We start from the raw sequence: 20,626 nt of genomic DNA, 5'->3' as shown, positions 1-20,626 counted from the left end.
GCATCGGACTGGCAATCAAAAAAATTGACCGGACGGACAACGCACCAAAATGCGAAGCCATCCGCGTAAAACGTAGTACAACACGCTCTTGAGTTCTCAAACCACCACCACACACAAGAGCGAAACAACCGGACCCCGTCCGGCCCACCCGCTCAGCGGCAGCAAGAGAACAACCTACACCACCACCCCCACCCAACACAACCCACCGGCGTGTCGCACACACGGGAACACCACCAAAAGCCAACAAAAAAAGCCCAACACACCGAATATCGCGCTCACACCCAAAACAACAGAGCAAGTTTGAAAATGAGGCCTCACAAAGGCAGTTCACCAGTCACAGTGTGTATGTTTCTTTGAGAATCGACATGCAGTCTGCATGACAAGGTCGGTTCCGTTCCGGAATCTTCCCTCCGGAGCGAAACCGATCTTGTGGGCATAGCACTCGATCATTACAGCGGAACCCGCATTCATTCCGACATTAATTCCTGCAATGTTCGACATTCCTGCAATATCAGTATTCATCACTATTACCGGTTAGGCGGCAAATGCTATGCATTGTTTAGCACGCGAGTCCAACCCATATTTCAGCAACAATGCTTCAGAGTTCAATGCATCTCATCGAACCACACCTGCATCGCATTCTTCCCTCGGTTTGCCCAAGCCTGATATGGGATCATCGTCAACCTCGTATGCTGTTCAACCGCATTGAAACGTTCATTGGCCAGCGCATATAACGGAGCCTGCGCATCGTCATCAACCCGGCGAACGGCTGGGACCCTCAGAACCTTCAATCCGTCAAGAATTCCTGCGCCGCCTTCAACCTGGATATCTTCTTCAAGATTCCTATCGATGCGGTAATTCCACAATGGCTCATAATTATCAGTTCCTTCGGCGCAGTAGACCACAGGACCCCTCATAACCGCAATCTTGCCTGCATCATGTCGTACTGACGTATGTGCTCTCATCAGACGCACTGACATATCCAAGGACAATGTGATAACGGCAGTCTGCTGCACAGGAATGGCCACGAAGCCGTCAACAGGCTGCACAGCATCCTTCATATCGACGCCATTGACCAACAATGAATACGAGCCATAGCACCACGATGGTATGCGGATCATAAAGGTCACAGGGCGCGAGCCTTCCGGCACGTCTATGGCGAATCGAATCTCACCGCTATTGGGGAAATCGGATTCCTGCCTCACATGTACGCCGTCAAGCAGCTCAGCGTCATTGGCAATGAACTGATGCGCCGCAATAACACGCTCAGATTCGCGAACGGTGTACAAATACTGGTCCACAGAAGCGATCAGCCGCGCGATATTGGCCGGACAGCAAGCACAACCGAACCATTCGGCACGTTCACTGAGCACATGATGCCGATCTGGATTACGCTCACTCGCGTCTGGATCAACCTCCAGAGCATTCACATAGAAGAAATGCTTGCCATCCAGTGCGATGCCCGAAATCGCACCATTGAACAGCTCTTTTTCCAAAACATCGGCATATTCGCCACGAATCTCGTGCTCAAGCATCTCCCGAGCCACAAAACACATACCCACCGAAGCACAGCTCTCCGCATACGCGGTGCCATTCGGCAAGTCATAGTCATAGGTGAATGCTTCGCCAATATGCGTCGAGCCGATACCGCCGGTGATATACATCCTGGTTTGCACGATATTGTCCCATAGCCGCTGAGCTGTCTGTGCAAGTTCTTCATCACCACTCAATCGAGCCACATGCATGATGCCGGCAATCAGATACACCACGCGAACGGCATGACCTTCCGCCGTTTGTTGCTGCTGAATAGGCCGCGCCGAGAGGGTGTATTCGCTGCTCCAATTGTCCATTCCGGGAAATATCGAAGTTGCTCCGTTGGCGTGAAGCTGAGTATTTTGCTTGACATAAAATTGCGGATCCTTGCCTCGAACATCAATAAAATACTTCGCAAGGTTCAGATATCGCTGCTCTTGAGTCGCCTCGAACAGTCTCGCGAGCGCAAGCTCGATTTCGGGATGGCCGTCCGCCCCGGGAATCTTCCCCGGCTCATCACCAAAATATTGGTCAAGGCAATCCGCCATGCGTCGGGCCACATCTAGCGCCTTTTCATTGCGGGTCACCTGCCAATATGCAACTGCCGCTTCGATATAGTGCCCCATCACATACATTTCGTGACTTTGCTGGAGCTGGCCGAATCGTTCCCTATTTTCATATTCACCGGTTTTGATCTGGTATGGCGTATCCAGATACCCGTCTTCTGCCTGGGCCCGGGCAATGAGCTCAACCAGTCCGTCGCACAGTGTTTGCAATTGCACATTGGGCTCATATGCGAGCACATATGCCGCCTCTTCTAGCCACTTATACACATCGGAATCCTGGAACACCATGCCATTGAAAACGGCCTGTTCCTCCCCTGCGGCCACTCGGAGATTGCGCACGGCATGACTCCATTGACGCGACATCCCCTCACTTTCGCCGCCTTCATTCCCGGCTGATTCGAATGGAAGCTCAACAGCCCGTTCATCGTTGATGACTTCCCATTGATAGGGAACCATATCATGGGCCACACTGTCGCGATAGCGCTTCCAAAATGGGGATTGAATGGTTATGGCTGACATATTTCCGCCTTTCGCCGCCTTATTGCCAAATCGACTTCCTTGGCTTTAGGCTATGTCGATTTCCGGCGAGCATTCACCACGCATTGAGGGTGGGAAAATTTCCCCACTACTATGAAATCATGCGGAACAAAATAACCTTGTCTGATGTGGCTCGGGTAGCACACGTATCGCTATCTTCCGCGTCCAAAGCACTCAATGACAGTGGCAGGCTGAGTCAGACCACACGTAATCGCGTACAACAAGCGGCGCGCGAGCTTGGATATCGCAAAAGCAACAACGTATCAGCGAATCAAAGCGCCCCATCCCGCAATGCTTCCCAACGAAGTGGTCTCATCGGCATAATCACGAGTGACCACAATGGCCGTTTCGCACTCCCCATGCTGTCAGGGGCGGAACGCACTCTGAGGGCTTCTCACCGTGCCGCTTTGCTTATGCTTTCCCAAGGCGTGCCAGCCATTGAACGCAGCCATATCGACCGACTTATTGCACAAGGTGTTGAGGGCCTGATATTGGCAGGCGATACCGGAAATATCCGCGCTCCCCTAGCTAATGAAATAACCAATCAGCTGCATGTTGTGTATGCGTATGAAGCTTCTGTAAACCCTGAGGATTGCAGCGTTGTTTGCGACAATGTGGGTGCTGGCAGACAAGCGATTGAGTATTTGATCGGAATGGGACGCAGCAATATTGCCGTAATTGGCGGCAACGACTCCTTCCGCGCAGTCCAAGACAGAAGTCGCGGGGCTTTGGATGCCTTCCGATTGGCGGGTTTGCAGCCTTTATGCATGCTTAGTGATTATTGGAGCGAGGAATGGGGCGAGCGCGCCGCACGGCTATTGATCGAACGATACGAAGAGCTGGATGCCGTGTATTGCCTCAGCGATGAGATCGCCCGTGGCTGCGCGCGAGCTTGGCAGCCTTCGGTTTTTCCGTGCCGCAAGATATCGCCGTTCTTGGCCATGACAACTGGGGAGTACGTATGCCTGAATGCGCATCCGACTTTGACAACATTTGATAACAATATTGAACTTGTCGGCCGCAAATCTGCGCAGCTGCTCTTAGACAAGATCCACGGCAAAACCCGCCAAGGCACCACAACTGTGGAATGCACTCTGGTCAGACGCGAGTCAACTGATGCGCATATCCACAACGCGCTCCACGGATCTGGTTGGAGAATCGGTTTGGAGAATTGAGTTACGACGTCCTTCTTTGCAATTCGTGGTAAGCCTGTACTTATGAGCAGATCTATTGTTGTTCTTACCGGAGCAGGCATTTCAACTTCGGCCGGCATTCCTGATTTTCGTGGTCCGGATGGCGTATGGACCAAGCATCCCGAACAAACAAGCGTCTACGATATTGATGCTTTCCTTTACGACCAAGAAGCCCGTGAATATTCATGGCGTTGGCAGAAGGAATCTCCTGTGTGGAATGCACAGCCAGGGGTTGCGCATAAAGCATTGGTTGATTTAGAGAATGCTGGGATGCTGTCATTATTGGCGACGCAGAATTTCGACGCCTTGCATGAGAAGGCCGGAAATAATCCGGATCTCATCGTTAACCTTCACGGCACAATCGGCACTTCGCACTGCATGTCCTGCCATGCCAAATACGACACCGCGGACATTATGGCGAATCTGGATAACGAGCCGGATCCCCATTGCCGTCGAAAGTTGCCTTACAAAAGCAATATGCCTTGCAATGGCTTGATAAAAACCGATGTGGTGTATTTCGGTGAAGCACTTCCTGAAGGTGCCATGGAACGTTCAATGAGTGCAGCGGCAAAGGCAGACGAATTGTGGGTCATCGGCTCGACACTCGAAGTGTTCCCTGCGGCATCAATCGTACCGGTGGCTGCGCAGGCTGGGGTACCCATAACCATCATGAATATGGGCAGCACGCAATATGACCGCCTTGCCACCAATCTGATTCATGAGGATATTGCGGTCGCTTTGCCTCGACTTGTTGAGGAAACCGTGCAACGATATGGAAATCAACAGTAATCCGAAGGCAGCAACCAGCGCCGAAATCGGCGTGGCCTTAAACGACTCCGCAACTATGCAATGATCCTGCGGTGAGCGCATGGGGCATTTCAAAGCAACAAGCGACGGGACGATGTTGGCTTGTATCTGATCGACGGACAGAAACAACGCAGATTCGGCGACCCTTAAGGGCGGCGTGGAAAGTCATTCCCGCGCCGCCCCGACGCAGTTTGAAGTTATGATACTTATTTCGTGCCGCCAGCCCAATTAATATATGCGCTTTGGTTGGAATCCAGCATCAACCAAGGCCTTGAGTATGCGATCAATATGCTCTGGGCCGTTGGTTTCCACGGTCACGCCCAGAGACACCGCATTCGTATAGTGCCCCGAAGCCTTGAACTGATCGTGATCCAACTCGATGACATTTGCACGCTGTTCGGCCAACAATGTTGCCACCTTCACCAATTGGCCTGGCACATCCGGCAGCTCCACTTCAAAGTTCATAATGCGTCCGCGTGCGATCATGCCCTTCTGAATCACAGCGCCGATGGTAACCGTGTCAATATTGCCACCTGACATAATCGGCACCACCACATGCTTGCCCTGAGCCGCCGCAAATTTACGCGAACGCAGGCTCAAATGCTCCAAAGCAGCCAGGGACACGGCACCAGCCGCCTCAACAACCATCTTGTGCTTCTCGAGCATCAGCAGAATCATCTCGTTGATATCGCGCTCGCTGACAGTGACCAGATCATCAAGGAATTCATTCAGGATTGCAAAGGTCAGATCGCCTGGTCGCTTGACTGCCACGCCTTCCGCAGATGTCAGAACATGATCCGCAGGGACTACCCGACCAGCTGCGAATGAATCCTTGAATGCCGGAGATCCTTCGGGGATAGCGCCGATTACCCGCACTGCCGGACGGAACATTTTGATGGCAAGCGCCACGCCTGCACCCAGTCCTCCGCCACCCAACGGCACCACAACATCGGTGACATCGGGAACGTCATCCAAGATTTCCAAGCCGATCGTGCCTTGGCCGCACAACACCTCATAGTCGTCGAAAGGCGGCACGTACACCATATTCTGTTGCTCGCTCAGCTGGGGCGGCATATGCAGCCGATTCATCGAAGACATCGCCATGCAGCACCACATTGGCACCGTATGCTTGGTGGCATCCACCTTCAGAGGTGGAGTGCTCTGCGGCATAACGATGGTGGCTTGAGCCCCACGCTCCCGTGCCGCGTAGGCCACGCCTTGTGCATGATTTCCGGCCGAAGCGGTGACGATGCCTCGTGAAAGTTCATCTTCAGAAAGCGATGCGATTTTGTTGTATGCGCCGCGGATTTTGAAGGATCCCGTCACCTGCAGGTTCTCCGGCTTGAGCAGCACTTCATAACCAGTCATCGCCGATAAAGTGTCGGAACGAATGATATTGGTATGACGTGCAGTACCGCTCAAACGCTCAGCGGCAAGCTTTAATTCGGCGCTATGATCGCGCTGCAATGCGCGCAAGACTTCTTGTTGCTCCATGTTCAGCATTGTATGAGCCTATCCACCCGCTTTGCATCGGATGACCACATGTGGAACATATGAATGAGTTTCATCGCGCATTCATTACGGTAACGAGTGATTATTACTTGAGTTTTGAGCGAAATACCTCAAATAAGCCGTGTACACCATACGCAAAAGGCCGTCGCCCAAATCAGCAACGGCCTTTTGTATCGCGGAGCAATTCTCCGGTCACAACCGGACGGCAACGCCTTCCCAAGGAGAAAGACCGAGCTTGGCAAGAGATGCCGCGGCATGGACCGTTCCGTGCGTACCGATAAGCGTTTGCCGCTCGAAATCACCGCGTTCGAGACCTTCAATCAAGGCTGCGCTTTGTGCGGGCACTTCCGCTTCTTTGCCCGAAAGATTGACCATTACCAGCAATCGTTCGTCTCCAAGGCTGCGGGTGAAGGCATACACGCGTTCCGCCTGTTCGTCGATAACCTGCCAATCGCCTGCCGCGACCACTTGATTGGTGTGGCGCAGTTCTATTAGCTGCTTGTAGAAGGAATAGACGGAATCCGGATCATCGAATTCGGCTGCAGCATTGATATCCACATGATTTGGATTGACACTGATCCAAGGCTCTCTGTGCGCTTGAGCATCAGTAAATCCTGCATACTTTGAGCCATCCCATTGCATAGGAGTACGTGCATTATCGCGCCCGATCAGAGCCAAGGCATCCATCATGGATTCTTCGCTCTGCACCTTCGCCTCTTCTACGCGCTGCCGATATGCGTTCAATGCCTCGAGGTCACGATATTGGTCAAGTGTCGTGAAATGAGCATTGGTCATGCCCAATTCCTCTCCCTGATACACATACGGCGTGCCACGGTGCATATGCAACAGCAAAGCGAATGCCTTGGCAGAGGCAGCGCGACTTTCCTCGGTCGAGTCGTCGCCCCAACGCGAAACCACACGTGGCTGATCGTGGTTGCAGAAGAACAAGCTCGCCCAACCCGCATTCGCGACAGCCTTCTGTTGTTCACTCATTTCGCGTCGCAGATTCTTCACCTCAAAGGGCACGGTATCCCATTTGGATCCGACCTGATCAACGCCGACATGATTGAACTGGAACAGCATATCCAGCTCCTTGTTTGCAGGATCTGTAATATGCTCATTACGCGATGGAGTAACTCCCGGAGCTTCGCCCACATTGAGATATCCTTCGCGATTCTCGAATACCTCTCGCCTCATTTCAGCGAGGAATTCATCCACACGAGGACCGTCTGAGCAGAAGGGGAATGGGCTGGAATAGCCTTCAGGGCCGACCGGCTCATCCGCAATAAGGCTTCCTTCCTCGCCTGGCAGCTTCCCATTCTCGTCGATAACCTTCGAGATCTGGGTTATGACATCCATGCGGAAACCATCGATGCCACGATCCATCCACCAGTTCATCATCGCGTACACAGCCTTGCGCACCTCAGGATTCTCCCAGTTGAGATCAGGCTGCTTCTTGGAATACTGGTGGAAGAAATACTCGCCGCGCTTGGGGTCGTATTCCCAAGCCGAGCCACCGAAGTACGAACCCCATTGATTTGGCTCCGCCCCCGGCGTTCCAGGCTCATGGCCCGACTTCGCCGGCCGCCACCAGTACCAATCCGCATGAGGATCGTCAGAGTCACGGCTGGCTTGGAACCATACGTGTTCATCCGAAGTGTGATTCACAACGAGATCCATGATTATTTTGATGCCGCGCTTATGAGCCTCGGCAAGGAGCTCATCCATATCTTCCAGGGTGCCGAACATCGGGTCGATATCCTGATAATCGGAAATATCATAACCATTGTCATCCTGCGGCGATTTGAAAACCGGGCTCAGCCAGACCACATCGACACCCAAATCAGCCAAATAATCCAAACGGCTGGTGATGCCTTTGATATCGCCGAAACCATCTCCATTCGTATCCTGGAAACTCCGTGGATACACCTGATACACCACCGCATTCGACCACCATGGATTGGGGGTCGCACCATTGGTGCGGACGGCGTTGGATATGAGAATGCGTTGTGCAGTAACCATGAGTATTCCTTTCGCCAATTTCTTGTGCCGCTGATCAGCTGCGTTGCATCATCGCTAATGCACAACATGCCATCGGCGGGGCTCTGCCCCTTTGCTTGCTGCTCTTATGCTAAGAAACTCATGTTTATATTCCCATTTCGGGCGAGCCCACCCAGAATGGAAACAAAGTATGTGTGCGTTTGATGAATTGCCTGCCGTAATGAAAACGGGTCGCGACACCAGCCGCGACCCGTAGTCATATTGTTGAGACTCGAAAGCCTCATTTCGGAACCATTACTATTGCGGAACCATTACTTCACAGCGCCGCGCATAACGCCGCCAATCACCCACTTCTGTGCGAGGACATAGACGACGAGCACAGGAGCCATTGCCATGAGATAGCTAGCGAAAGCCATCGGATAATTCGTGGCGAACTGCGAGCTGAACACATACTGTGCCAAAGGAATGGTCTGGCTTGATTGATCGGTCAGGATAATCAATGGCAACAGGAAGTCGTTCCATGCCCACAACGCCGTCAGAATGGCGATCGTGGCGTTGATGGGGCTCATCAATGGGAAGATAATCTTCCAGAAGATGCGCCATGTGCTCGCTCCGTCAATTCGCGCTGCCTCTTCCAATGAAATCGGAATCGAGCGGATGAATCCTGTGGCGATGAACAAGTTGGTTCCCAGGCCGAGTGTCATGTAAAGCAGTATCAAACCAAGCTGGTTATCCAGATGCCACGACCCCATCTGCTTGGCAATCGGCAGCATGACCACGGGGAACGGCACGAACATGGCCGCGATGAAGAAATAATAGAGGAAGCGGAAGAATCGCTTATCCATATTCCTTGCCACGGCATAGGCCACGAAGGTGTTCGTCAGCAGGGTGAGCACGACTGCCGCCACCGTGATGATGGCCGAATTCAGGGCCGCTTTCGGATAGTTCACCTTTGCGGAAGCATCGGCGAAATTATGCCATTGCCAAGCTGTGGGCAGACTGAAGGTTCCAGCTTCGGCTGGTGTCTTCAAAGCGGTGACTATGGTGAAATACAGTGGAACCAGAACCGTAAGCGACAGCACTGCCACGGCGGCGGTAAGCCACCAATTGATATTGCGGTCCTTACGATATTTCTTCACCGGACGAGTGGATGTTATTGCAGCGGACATCGTTATCACACCTTTTCCTTGCTACCGAAGAACTTCAGCTGTACGAAGGCGATAATCGCCAATACGATGAAGAACAACACTGCGTTGGCCGTTTGATAGGCGTATTCGCCGCCGGTAAGGCCGCCCTTCCAAATCAGATAGGTCACCGTCTCCGTCTTTGAATTGGGACCTCCATCGGTCAAAGCGACCACCTGATCGAAGGTTCCCAATGCATTCTTCATTGTCAACACAAGGTTGATCGTGAAGAACGGCCCGATCAGGGGGAAGGTGATCTTCCAGAAATTCTGCCAAGGATTGACGCCGTCAATGGCAGCGGCCTCATAGATTTCCGAATCAATGGTTTGCAGACCTGCCAGATAAATCAGCACCGAGTATGCAACGCCTTGCCATACTGCCAAGAACACAATCGGCACCCAGGAATACTGCTCACTGGTGAGCAATGATTCGGAAAGCCAACTGATATTCAAGGCCTTGCCCAAAGCCGGCAACGGTGTCATGAAGATGTATTTGAACACATAGCCGATAACCAGTACCGCCAAGGTGTATGGCACGAAGAATATGGCTCGGAATCCATTCTTGAATGCTATTTTCCCATTCAACGCCACAGCAAGGAACATTGCTATGACATTGATCAGCACTGTTATGAGGATTGCGATGAAGAAGGTGAAAATATACGCATTCCCGACTCGATCATCCTGGAATAATGCGATGTAATTATTGAATCCGATCCACTTGAAATCGCCATATCCTTGCGAATTCGTAAAGGAATATGCAACGCCTTGGATGAATGGCACATACAGGAAGATGGCAAAGATTACAGCGGCTGGAACAGCCATCCAGTAGTATGCACGGTCAACTTTTCGGTTCGAGAACGTGGACACGCGCTTTTTCTTGGCACGTGTGGTGTTGGCACTTGACATGGTATTCTCCTTCCCTTGCTCTCAGAACGTCCTGGCCTGGACTTTGTCCCATTCGGACTGCATTGAGTTGATGAACTGCTGCACATTGCCACTGGTCACCGCACTCTGCAGATATCCGCCGATATTGATGGATGCGGGAATGTAGTGATCGCAGAAATCAACCACGCGGCTCTCTTCAAAGAAGGGACGCACGCCTTCAAGAGCCTCGCCGCCGAAATATGTGTCCTTCAATGGAGTGATGGCGTACTGTGCATCGGCGTATGCGTCCAGCTGCTCTTTTTGCATGAGGAACTTGATGAACTTCATGGCTTCCTCAGGGTGCTTGGTATTCGCACCCATGGTGAGCATGACATCATCGCCTGCGGTGAGCATCTGTTCGCTGGCATCATCGGTGGCCGGCATCTGCGCGAATCCTATTTCAATATCGGGATTGATCAGCGTTATCTGCGGAATGGCGTAGGTGCCGAGCGGAATGATGGCGGCCTCGCCCTTGGCGAAGTTCTGTGTGCCCTGCTGGTAGGTAACGCCCTTCTCGTTGTCGGCATAGGTGTAGAGTTCGATCTCTTTTTCTATGGTGTCGGTCCAGATGGTTTCGAAATTGGTTTCACCTGTTTTCAGCTTGGTGTATTCGCTTTCGGGCACCAAGGTTCCTGCCAAAGAAGACAGCGGCGCCTGAGTCGTCCAAGCATCAGCCAAAGTGGCTTGCACCGGATTGATGCCGGCGTCACGGAATTTCTGCAACATGGCAATAAATTCGCTCCAAGTTTGCGGAGGATTGTCTGGATCGACTCCTGCTTGCCTCCACAATGCCTTGTTGTAGATATATCCCGAAGCATTTCCGGCAAATGGCAAACCATACAAACGCTTCTTTGAAGTGTCGGTAGTTTGGACCAGATTCTTGGCGATCTGCACCATGCCTGGGTTGAGTTCGTCGACGATGGGATCGTCAGTGAAATCGTGGAACACTCCAGAAGCGGCGAACATGCCGAAATTGATATCGCCATTGAAGGTGATCACATCAGGCACTCGGTTCTTCACAAACCGTGTTCTCAAATCCGTCTGCGCATTGGCGGAGTTGTTGACATTGATGCGGATGCCGGGGTTTTGAGCCTCAAACTCCTGAGCCATCTGCTTGAACTGGTCGGCGGCTTCAGCCTTGAACTGGAAGAAGTCCAAGGTCACCACCTGAGCGCTTGAAGCACCGCATCCCGCGATGCCGATCCCGATGGCAGCTGCGCATATGGCCGTCACCGCTCGGCGCAACATCCGCGTTATCGGACGGCGCCCAATATGGGAATCTGCTGTCATTTCATAGACTCCTTTGCCTCTCCTTGTCTACAGCATCCTCGCTGTATTTCGTTGGCTCTTCGAGGGTAACGCTTCGCACATTTCATTCCCACCATCTGCGAGTCCAGTAGCCCCAGCAAGAAAATGCAGGTATTTTTTATATTGAGGAAAGAAATTAGCAGAAACTCGTCGCACAAGATGCATGATTCCCTGTGGAATCAAGGATATGTTCGGAATGGGCCGTCATATTGCACCCTGTCGCGGAAAGGATCCTATGAGCGAGCAGTCAACACCACAATGGTTCACCGGTTCCGAATACACACACCGCGTGGCTCAAGCCATTGCACAATATGGTCCTATTGCACGCACCACGCTCTCGCAGCTTCTCGGGCTTTCGCAAGGAGCGCTTTCCAGAATAACCAGCGATCTGATTTATGCCGATGTCATAGAAGAGACGCCATCTCAGCCCAATACTTCAAACAAACTCCCCGCCGGATTCACGGCCAAGGAATCCACGGAACGCAGAGGCAGGCCGCAAACCGCCTTGCGTCTGCGTGCGGAACAACGATCTTTCATAGGCGCGAATATCCACGGCAGCGATATCAGCATGATCGTGACCGACGCCCTGTGCAATCCGCTATGCGAATGCATAACCGAAGCCTTGACTTCCACCAAGCCAAATGATGTGGCACAGCAGCTGAGCGATCTCGCGAGGCGATGCAGTGCTGGAATCGATCCCAGTCCGGTAGCCATGGGGCTGAGCATCGGCGGGCATGCCGATAAGGATCGTTTCGTCACCTATGCGCCTTTTGCATTGGGATGGCAGCATCGATCTGGGTGGCATGATGGAGGAATATGGCGGGATTCCGTGCGCTATTTTCAATGATCTGGATTCTCTGCTGTTCCATGAGAGCTGGTTTGGCGAAGGAGTAGGCCTGTCTCGTTTTGCGTGGTCACCATTGGTTCCGGCGTCGGGTACTCGCTCTCGGAAAATGGGCGACCAGTCGACTATCCGGATAAAAGCTATGGTCTGGCAGGACATGTGCCACTGGATCCCGAAGGACCGCGTTGCTATGCAGGGCATATCGGATGCTCGCAATGCCTTACGAATGATTCCCTCGCGGAGGAATATTCGACCATGATCGGACATCTTGCCAGCTTCCAGCAATTTGCCGACGACGCCATGGCCGGTGAGGCACAAGCGAAGCAATTGGTGAATAAGCTGTGCTTCCGCCTGGGAACCCTGATCGCAACCGCATCGAATTTCGCCATGCCTTCCAAGGTATTGATTAGCGGCGAATCCTCATTCTTGGCACGGCTGAATACGGAATCCATCCGCAATGGAATCAGTTGGTACCGTCCCAGCCAGGCCGCCAAAATCGATTTCGAGATATTGGATTTTGATTGGGCGGACTGGGCTGAAGCTGCGGCAGCTCGTGCGATAGCAAGATATATCGGCTGACTTTTCGCATATATGAAGTGACCGTCACCGCATGCACGGATGCACTGCAATGACGGTCACTTCGCGCGTGAGGGTTATGTCCGCCCGGGACAGTCACTCATCCCACCAAGGGAAGGCTACTCATCCCCGCTTTGCACAATCCCGCAAAGCACAGTGAAGCTTACACGCGCTCAACGCTGAACAACACCGCCTGAGCCGGATGCAAACTTGGCAAGCGAACACCATACGATTGCAATGTTGCGCCTGACAGGACGGTGCCAGACTCATTCCACCACCCCAGCGGGGTTTGTCCATTCGCAATACCGCTCGCTTCCAGATCGATATTCACAGACAAAGGCACGATTTTGTAGGTCGCCTGAGCTTGCAGACCTGGCAATCGCACCGGTGCAGCAGGATAGCTCACCGATGTGGTCAACTGGGTAAAGCGATACACAGCGCGGCTGCCATCCTCGCTCACCACACCGTCCACACGCACTGAAGGATCGGCGCAATCGGCATGCACGGCAGTACCTGCGGCAAAGTCGGAACGATACTGCTTATACGCATCCACCCATGTATGGAGTTTGTCGATATTGGCCTGTGGCTCCTTGAGCAGGTTCCACTCAATGCCCATATGTCCGAAGAACGTCATGGCCATGCGCATTTCCTGGCTCGTGGCACGATGGGTCGAGTGCGCAGGGCTTGCACCCACATGTTCACCAATCATCTCCGGTGGAACTAGAAGCGAGGTATACCGCTGAATATCGGCGCGTTCCACAGGATCAACGCAATCCGAAGCCCAGATACGATCAGCAACCGCCAGAATGCCCAGATCCACGCGACCGCCACCTGAGGAGCAGCTCTCGATTTCCAATCCGGGATGTGCAGCCTTCAAATCGCGGAATATCTTATACACTGCCAAGGTCTGGTTATGCACCGCAGGACGGCCGGAATAAGGAGACACCGCTTCGGTAACCAGCTTATTGTGATCCCACTTGATGTAATCGATTCCTAAATCGCTGACCAAAGCATCCATTGCCCCATATATGTATGCAAAAGCCTCAGGATTCGTCAAATCCAGAACCTGCTGCATACGGCCCTGCATAGGCAGACGGCTAGCGGTGGGCTTGAGCACCCAATCAGGGTGGGCACGATAGGTATCGGAATCAGGATTGATCATTTCCGGCTCAAACCACAGGCCAAACTCCATGCCACGACCATGCACATATTCGGCCAAGGACTTGAGGCTGCGCTCGCCATCAGGCCAGGCATCCTGAGCAACCCACCAGTCGCCCAGACCCGAACTATCATCTCGGCGGGAGCCGAACCATCCGTCATCCACTACGAAACGCTCAACACCGCTTTCCACGGCCTTATCGGCAAGCGCCACCAATGTGGCATAGTCGTGGTCGAAATACACAGCTTCCCACGTGTTGAGAATTACAGGCCGGGGCTTAGCTGCAATACCCAATCTTGCACGTTCTTCTTCATGTACGCGGCGCAAATAGGAGTGGAAGCGAGCTGCCACTTCGTTCAGGCCTTCGCCATAGGATCCGTACACCCATGGAGTCGTGTATGCATCATCTGCGGAATTCAGGACTATTTCCCACCGACGCAGCACCTCTCCGCCACCGATAAGTCCTTGGGTGTATGGAAGTCGCTCTGCTGACAGCACGCTATTGCCACTCCACCCCACATGCACGGAATACACATCTCCATGCTCAAAACCGAAACCCGGTGCGCCTGCGCTGAGCAGCAACGATGCGTCAAAATCAGGACGTCCGACCATCGTCGGTTTCTCAAAACGGCCGACATTGAGCATCTGGCGCTGCGGCGAGCGCTCACGCAGATGATGACCGGTTGTAGTCATGATTTCCACGGCATTTGCCGGCACTGGGAAACCGAGCTCGACTTTGCCGACCTGTAGTTCTCCTGCCTCGCGATTCTGGATCGTGGCATGCTGGCGTACCAAGCCGGAAGGATCCAGTTCACATTCCCATTGCAGAGCAACGCCCTGCTCCACGTCCAGCGCGTCTACACTGATCCGCGCATTGTCAGGATCAATGCGGATGTCCTTTACTTCAAAGGAGCAGAATGCTTCGATGCCGTTACGGCGAAGTTCCAGTCGCGGTGCGCCGATCCAGGATTCCGCCTGGGTGGGGAGCACACTGGGCCATGGGGTTTCATCCAATGCACCTGACACTCGTTGAGGGCGCAAGGCATCATACAAATTCACAATGGTTGAGCTGTCAGCCAGAGGCCGTCCCCAATGCACGATGTGAGGAAGCTTATTCCCCGCAAAAACCAAAGCAAATGCCACTTGAACATCCGCACGTTCGATATAAAAAGCTTGTAATGCGGTACCGTCAGCTGCGACCGCTTCATACTGGTTCAATGTTGCTGCATGTATTGTCATGGGCGCATCCTTGCTCCTCATTATGGATTCTTTTTCGGTACAAGCGTGAACTTGTAACTAAGAGCCAGCATATCCATGCGATCTTTTATTGACCGAGGCAAGCGTGTTTGCATTTCAGGCAAGAAATAACGGCATGATTGCGCTATCACGATTTTGGGAAGCCTGCGTATTGCTTGCTCTATTGCATTACTTGCGTCGTTGGGCAAAAAACTCTGCCAATTGCCTGCTGCAAGCACCTTCGTGCACGCCGCCTATCACTTCAGCGCTGTGTCCGATATGAGGGTCCCGAAGCAAATCCCATACCGAGCCACAAGCCCCTAGCTTGGCATCCCATGCACCGAATACCACACGTCCCACATGCGCTTGCAACACTGCTCCTGCGCACATCGGGCAAGGTTCCAGAGTCACTACCAGAGTGCAATCCTGCAAATTCCAACTATGATGATGCGCTGCTGCCGTGCGCATTGCCTCAACCTCTGCATGAGCCAGCGGATCATGTTGCGCTTCGCGACGATTGCGACCGGTGCCAGTCACTTTGCCCTGAGCGTCCAGGACTACGGCTCCTACGGGAACCTCTCCATATGAGGCCGCCTCATCGGCCAAATGCATTGCCTTTTCCATAGCCTCAGCCACGTTCATGCGAACCTCCTATCCATATACGCATTATGGTATGCGGGCATCGATAACAGCGTAATCGAATCCGTCTTACTGACCCGGCAATATAATGCAAACTGGGCCTGGCGGGAGGTTTGTGCGTGGAAGTATTCAATCTGGTGCTGTGCATTATCGGCGCTGTCGTGGTTTCCTCATTTCTCAGCCGCTTCATTCCCAGAATCTCCACCCCGCTTGTGCAAATCGCACTGGGAGCATTGGTTACCCAACTGCCCATTTTCTCCAGTGTCGAGCTTGATCCTACGTTGTTCATGGAGTTATTCATTGCTCCGCTGCTCTATCTGGAAGCTCGAGAAATCGATAAATCCAGCCTGCTGAAGACCCTGAAGGTATCCCTCTCTCTTGCCATCGGGCTTGCGTTGGCCACTTTATTTGCAGTCGGTTTCGTTCTGCATGCCGTGTGGCCAATGGTCCCTTTGGCCGCGGCTTTCGCCCTGGGCGCAGCACTCGGCCCCACCGATGCGGTTGCGGTGACATCACTCAGCAATGAAGCCTCGCTGACGAAGAGGCAGCATAGCGTATTGCAAGGCGAATCCCTGTTCAATGACGCTTCAGGCATCGTGGGATTCCAGTTTTCCATAGCCGCAGCCGTCACCGGCGTATTCTCACTTACCGAGGCCGCAGAAGAATTCGCCTCTGCTTTTATTGGCGGCATTGCATTAGGCCTTGTGGTCGGCATCATTATCAACTGGGTTTTTGAGACCATGAGATCCTTGGGTTGGGAAACCACAACCAGCCGAGTGCTTATGGAGCTCTTCCTCCCCTTCCTTATTTATATCGATGCGGAAAATATCGCGCATGTTTCCGGCATTCTTGCCGTAGTTGCCACAGGATTGATCACGCAATTCGACCGCACAGGCATTGGTCCTAATGTGGCCCGCACCAATATTGTGGCCAGCAGCGTATGGTCTGTGCTGTCATTCAGTCTGAACGGCATGGTTTTCGTGCTCTTGGGGATGCAATTGCCCCGCGTGACCAATGCCAGCTGGGGAGACCCGAGCGTGAGCAACAAACTGCTGGTGATGATCATCCTGATCGTTTCGGCAGTGGTGATACTTATGCGGTTCGCATGGGTGGCTGCCACGTTGAAACTGACCAAGGACGCCACAACCAGAAAGCGCCGGCCCATGACCAAAGGGCGCTGGATCTCCGCTGCCGTGATGACTTTCGGCGGCCCCAAAGGCACCATCACCCTGTCTTTGATGTTCACCATCCCCTACACCATCGCATCGGGCGAAGCCTTCCCCTTGCGTGACGAACTCATTTTCGTCGCATCCGGCGTCATTCTGGTGACGTTGTTATTGGCCAATTTCCTGTTGCCGCTATTGGCGCCAAATACCGACAACGTCAGCGCCAAAGAAGTCAATTCCATCACGATAACCGTGCTTCGGCGCACTATCGAAGAACTGACCAGCCGTGTGACTCAGGAGAACAGGCGTGCCATTCTCAGGGTTATCGATTCCTATACCAAACGCATTACGCGCCTGAAGCATCTCGTAGGCGATGACATTGACCCTCAATCCTTGGAACGGCTGCAGATAGAAGCGTTGCACTGGGAGAAGGACTATCTCAAGGAACGACTGACCCAAGCAAAACAGCTGCCAGAAGGAACGGTTGACCGCGAATTGCGCATTGAGGCCTGCGAGCGCATGCTCGATCAGCTCATGAACACTTTGCGGCATATCAGCGCCATCCGCTCGTATGGGAAGACCGTTTCCCAAGTTCGCGGCCGTCTACGTGCCGTACAACGGCGTATCACGTTACTCGCCAGACGGGTCAGCGCCAAGATTCGACGCACCACTCCTTTGGTAACCGAAGATCAGATTTTTGCATACATTCGTCGAACCCAGATCGAAACCATGGATTATGTGATCGACAGATTGTATGAAGAAATGGGACGCAATGAATACAGCACCGAATACTGCTCGGCTCTGATCCTGGATTACCGTCGCGCAGAAGCCTCTCTGCGTATGCTGCCGGATGTCGGCGAAAGCGCTGCCGCCATCGCACAGATAGAAGAGGTCAAGCGTGAAAGCTATGCCATTGAGCTCAGCGTTATTCGAGACATGCTTGATAACGGCGATATCACGCGATTGCAAGCCAAGGAGCTGCGCAAGAACGTCTATGTGATGCAGGTGGATGCCGATTCAGAAGCATAGTCGCCGCGGGGCATACGCCTATGGACGGCAGCCCATTACTATCTCGCAACGGGAAGCGCTGCATGCGAACCGTTATGTCAAGAGCCTTGCCCGCACAACCTACATACGCGATGGCACGCGTCTGCATACGAATCGTTAAGCTAAGTACTTTTTCTCCGCACAACCAGCATATGTGACGGCAAGCGTCTGCAAGCGACGTGTATTGCCATGAACTTCCCACACTATCCATGCGTGCGAGGGCAATATTCCTCAGGCCAATCGTTCCGTTAGATAACGCCTGAAGAGATGTTATTCATAATAAGCCACTGCTTAATATCGTTGAATTCCGGCACACTTACGGCATGGTCCAGATGACGGTACGTCTTCATGGTCAGCCACGTATGCTCCTCCAACCATGCCGCAGCGGCGTTGAGTTCATATCGAGGAATGACCGCATCGGCCTCGCCATATCCATAGAATACGGGTATTTCCAGTTCTTCGAGCTTCTGATCGGCAGGCGCGGCGCCCTTGACCATCCCCGGAGCCAGAAATCCTGACAGGCTCACCGCCGCGCGATACCGTTGAGGATTCACCCTGAGCAGGTGAACCGCCAAAGCGCCGCCTTGCGAGAATCCCAAAGGAACCACATCACGGTCTTTGGCAATATGCGCATCAACCCACTCGTCGATGGCGACGGCGGCGGCATACATATCTCGATCCAGATCCTCTCCGACAGGGACTGAATCATGGAACCAGCTATATGCCCCCGGCATGATGCCCTGTTCCTGCAATACCAAAGGCGCACGAAGCGAAGCAAAATCGTTGAAAGGAGCGACATATCGCATAATCTGCGCGATATCATCCTCATTGGATCCCCATCCGTGCAGGCACAGGAATATGGGCCGCTGAGGGTATGCCCCGCCATCTTTGGGCGACATGTAGGCATACGTGACCTCTAACGGCTCACCAAAACGCCCCGGAACCACAGTGGACTCGCGACCGAGGAAATCTCCAGCTTCATTCATACCCACAATATACGGCACGATTGTGCACTTTGTTCGGGTATGGTCAAACCTGCGCCAAGTGTTTTGCCGTTATTCGCCAATAGCGTCAGGAAACGTCTACTGGATGTCCTCCAGCGTGCCACCCCACTGTTCTTGGAGCTTTTCCATCACATCACGTTGGCCGACGACCATCCAGGTATCGCCGTTCACTACGCTCCATTCGCCTTGCGCCTCTGCGTTATCGGCATTCTGCGAAAGCAGGTTCTGGACCTGCGATATCACCAAGCTTCGGTACATGCTCGCAGCCGCGACGGTATCGAAGGTCACATATGCCACTTTGGCGTCAGTGCACAAGGCCACTGATTTGACTCCCGGATAGCCGCTGACATTCTGCTCCTGCCATGTGCTGCAGGTTGCTCCCGCTACCTGTTCCAAGCCTTGCTGCATGGATGAATCATCATCCGCGGGCGCTTCGTCACGGACACTTGGAGTCACAATGCCATCGGGGAACATATTCGACGCCAAAGCCACTCCGCCCGATAGCACAGCCGCGAATACCAGAGCTACCACAGCACCGGAGGCGACTGCCCTTCTGCCGATCCTACGACGTCCCATCACTTTGGCCACGATCGTGAGCAGCAAAGACGCTGCCCAGCAGACTATGGCAGCAACAGTCCATGCCAAAGTCGACCCCTGTTCCAATGCTGGCACCATTCCCGGTGCAAGCAGCAGTATGCCGATGACGACTACACCTGCCACACTCAGCCAGCCGAACAGCGTGGCAAAACGACCGATCCAACGAGCAGCGGAGCTGACAGGCTGCCCGCCGCCCGGAGCCGGGGCATAACCCTGCGCAGTCGGGGCGTAACCTTGAGTGGGCTGATTTTCAAAGAAATCGTAGTTGCTTTCCCCATGCACATCATTTGAGCGAGCCATATGCAGACCTTTCGCCGGGACTCAAGCTATTCATCAGCTTTGGATTCATGCGTCCTCAATAACCTTACCCTCTTCGGTTGGGGTTCTCTATGCGCAGCAATAGTTCTCGACCATCTCATCTGCATCGACCTAAGACCTTCTTTACCGCTCGTCGCGCTCGGGATCGATGCACGGGAAGGCGGTTTCGGCATCAGAATAGGATGAGCGGGACAAGCATACTGACACGCCGCATTAGACACACATTTTGTCCATTAACCTCGAAAATCAGCCTAAAGCACCACAAAAGTTCCTATAGGCTACATTGTCCATTAACACCACTGAGACGACGTTACGAAGGATCGAAAAGCAAAACCCCGACGGGGTTGCCGCCGGGGTAGAGAAAGGAGAGAAGAAGGGTTCAATTGTCGGAAACTGCTGCTGCTTCCGGTCAGCTTGTGCTGATGTCTTAATATAATCACCCATTCCTTGACGACAATAGAGTGTTATCTGATAAA

13 protein-coding genes and 1 pseudogene are annotated in these 20,626 nt (G+C 53.2%); 4 read left to right on the top strand and 10 right to left on the bottom strand.

From position 1 onward, the window contains the following. Positions 1 to 605: 605 nt before the first annotated feature. Positions 606 to 2,618, bottom strand: coding sequence for a glycoside hydrolase family 127 protein (locus tag BITS_RS08180; protein ID WP_026642314.1), 2,013 nt, complete (start codon positions 2,616 to 2,618; stop codon positions 606 to 608). Positions 2,619 to 2,737: 119 nt separating this feature from the next. Between BITS_RS08180 and BITS_RS08175 the strand changes: the two genes are divergently transcribed. Continuing rightward, positions 2,738 to 3,811 carry a LacI family DNA-binding transcriptional regulator gene (locus BITS_RS08175; RefSeq protein ID WP_238556581.1) on the top strand — a complete coding sequence of 358 codons (1,074 nt, stop codon included), beginning with the start codon at positions 2,738 to 2,740 and terminating at the stop codon, positions 3,809 to 3,811. A gap of 42 nt (positions 3,812 to 3,853) precedes the next feature. Further along, positions 3,854 to 4,618 carry an SIR2 family NAD-dependent protein deacylase gene (locus tag BITS_RS08170; protein ID WP_026642316.1) on the top strand — a complete coding sequence of 255 codons (765 nt, stop codon included), beginning with the start codon at positions 3,854 to 3,856 and terminating at the stop codon, positions 4,616 to 4,618. Between the two features lie 246 nt (positions 4,619 to 4,864). Here the strand turns inward: BITS_RS08170 and ilvA are convergent, their stop codons facing one another. The 5 genes from ilvA to BITS_RS08145 all read right to left on the bottom strand — a co-directional run bounded on the left by ilvA (position 4,865) and on the right by BITS_RS08145 (position 11,504). Beyond that, positions 4,865 to 6,130 carry a threonine ammonia-lyase gene (gene ilvA, locus BITS_RS08165; RefSeq protein WP_162177544.1) on the bottom strand — a complete coding sequence of 422 codons (1,266 nt, stop codon included), beginning with the start codon at positions 6,128 to 6,130 and terminating at the stop codon, positions 4,865 to 4,867. A gap of 210 nt (positions 6,131 to 6,340) precedes the next feature. Then, positions 6,341 to 8,170 carry a glycoside hydrolase family 13 protein gene (locus BITS_RS08160; RefSeq protein ID WP_026642318.1) on the bottom strand — a complete coding sequence of 610 codons (1,830 nt, stop codon included), beginning with the start codon at positions 8,168 to 8,170 and terminating at the stop codon, positions 6,341 to 6,343. A gap of 290 nt (positions 8,171 to 8,460) precedes the next feature. Continuing rightward, positions 8,461 to 9,318, bottom strand: coding sequence for a carbohydrate ABC transporter permease (locus tag BITS_RS08155; protein ID WP_034534066.1), 858 nt, complete (start codon positions 9,316 to 9,318; stop codon positions 8,461 to 8,463). Between the two features lie 5 nt (positions 9,319 to 9,323). Then, on the bottom strand, positions 9,324 to 10,238 hold the full coding sequence (locus BITS_RS08150) for a carbohydrate ABC transporter permease (protein ID WP_026642320.1): 915 nt from the start codon (positions 10,236 to 10,238) through the stop codon (positions 9,324 to 9,326). 21 nt (positions 10,239 to 10,259) lie between these two features. Then, a complete protein-coding gene (locus BITS_RS08145) occupies positions 10,260 to 11,504 on the bottom strand; it encodes an ABC transporter substrate-binding protein (RefSeq protein WP_238556583.1) in 1,245 nt (414 codons plus the stop codon). Between the two features lie 295 nt (positions 11,505 to 11,799). Here BITS_RS08145 and BITS_RS08140 point away from each other — a divergent pair. Next, positions 11,800 to 12,987: pseudogene (locus tag BITS_RS08140) on the top strand (ROK family protein). Between the two features lie 160 nt (positions 12,988 to 13,147). Here the strand turns inward: BITS_RS08140 and BITS_RS08135 are convergent. After that, positions 13,148 to 15,382 (bottom strand): alpha-galactosidase, encoded by a 2,235-nt coding sequence (locus tag BITS_RS08135; protein ID WP_044259774.1) that lies wholly within the window; start codon positions 15,380 to 15,382, stop codon positions 13,148 to 13,150. Between the two features lie 186 nt (positions 15,383 to 15,568). Next, entirely contained in the window at positions 15,569 to 16,021 is a 453-nt protein-coding gene (locus tag BITS_RS08130) for a nucleoside deaminase (RefSeq protein WP_026642324.1), read from the bottom strand. A 116-nt stretch (positions 16,022 to 16,137) separates the two neighbouring features. Here BITS_RS08130 and BITS_RS08125 point away from each other — a divergent pair, with 116 nt between their 5' ends. Further along, a complete protein-coding gene (locus BITS_RS08125) occupies positions 16,138 to 18,213 on the top strand; it encodes a cation:proton antiporter (RefSeq protein ID WP_026642325.1) in 2,076 nt (691 codons plus the stop codon). Between the two features lie 266 nt (positions 18,214 to 18,479). Here BITS_RS08125 and BITS_RS08120 read toward each other — a convergent pair whose 3' ends face one another. Together BITS_RS08120 and BITS_RS08795 are read right to left on the bottom strand one after the other, a co-directional pair. Beyond that, the gene (locus BITS_RS08120) at positions 18,480 to 19,217 is read right to left on the bottom strand and encodes an alpha/beta hydrolase (RefSeq protein ID WP_026642326.1); all 738 of its coding nucleotides are present in this window, start codon (positions 19,215 to 19,217) and stop codon (positions 18,480 to 18,482) included. Between the two features lie 96 nt (positions 19,218 to 19,313). Continuing rightward, complete coding sequence (locus BITS_RS08795) at positions 19,314 to 20,132, bottom strand: hypothetical protein (RefSeq protein WP_051264363.1); 819 nt, start codon at positions 20,130 to 20,132, stop codon at positions 19,314 to 19,316. Positions 20,133 to 20,626 lie beyond the last annotated feature (494 nt).

The organism is Bifidobacterium tsurumiense (genome assembly GCF_000741765.1).
In the GTDB taxonomy this organism is placed as follows: domain Bacteria; phylum Actinomycetota; class Actinomycetes; order Actinomycetales; family Bifidobacteriaceae; genus Bifidobacterium; species Bifidobacterium tsurumiense.
The sequence above is the reverse complement of the archived record's forward strand: the minus strand, read 5'-3'. Positions and strand labels throughout refer to the sequence as shown.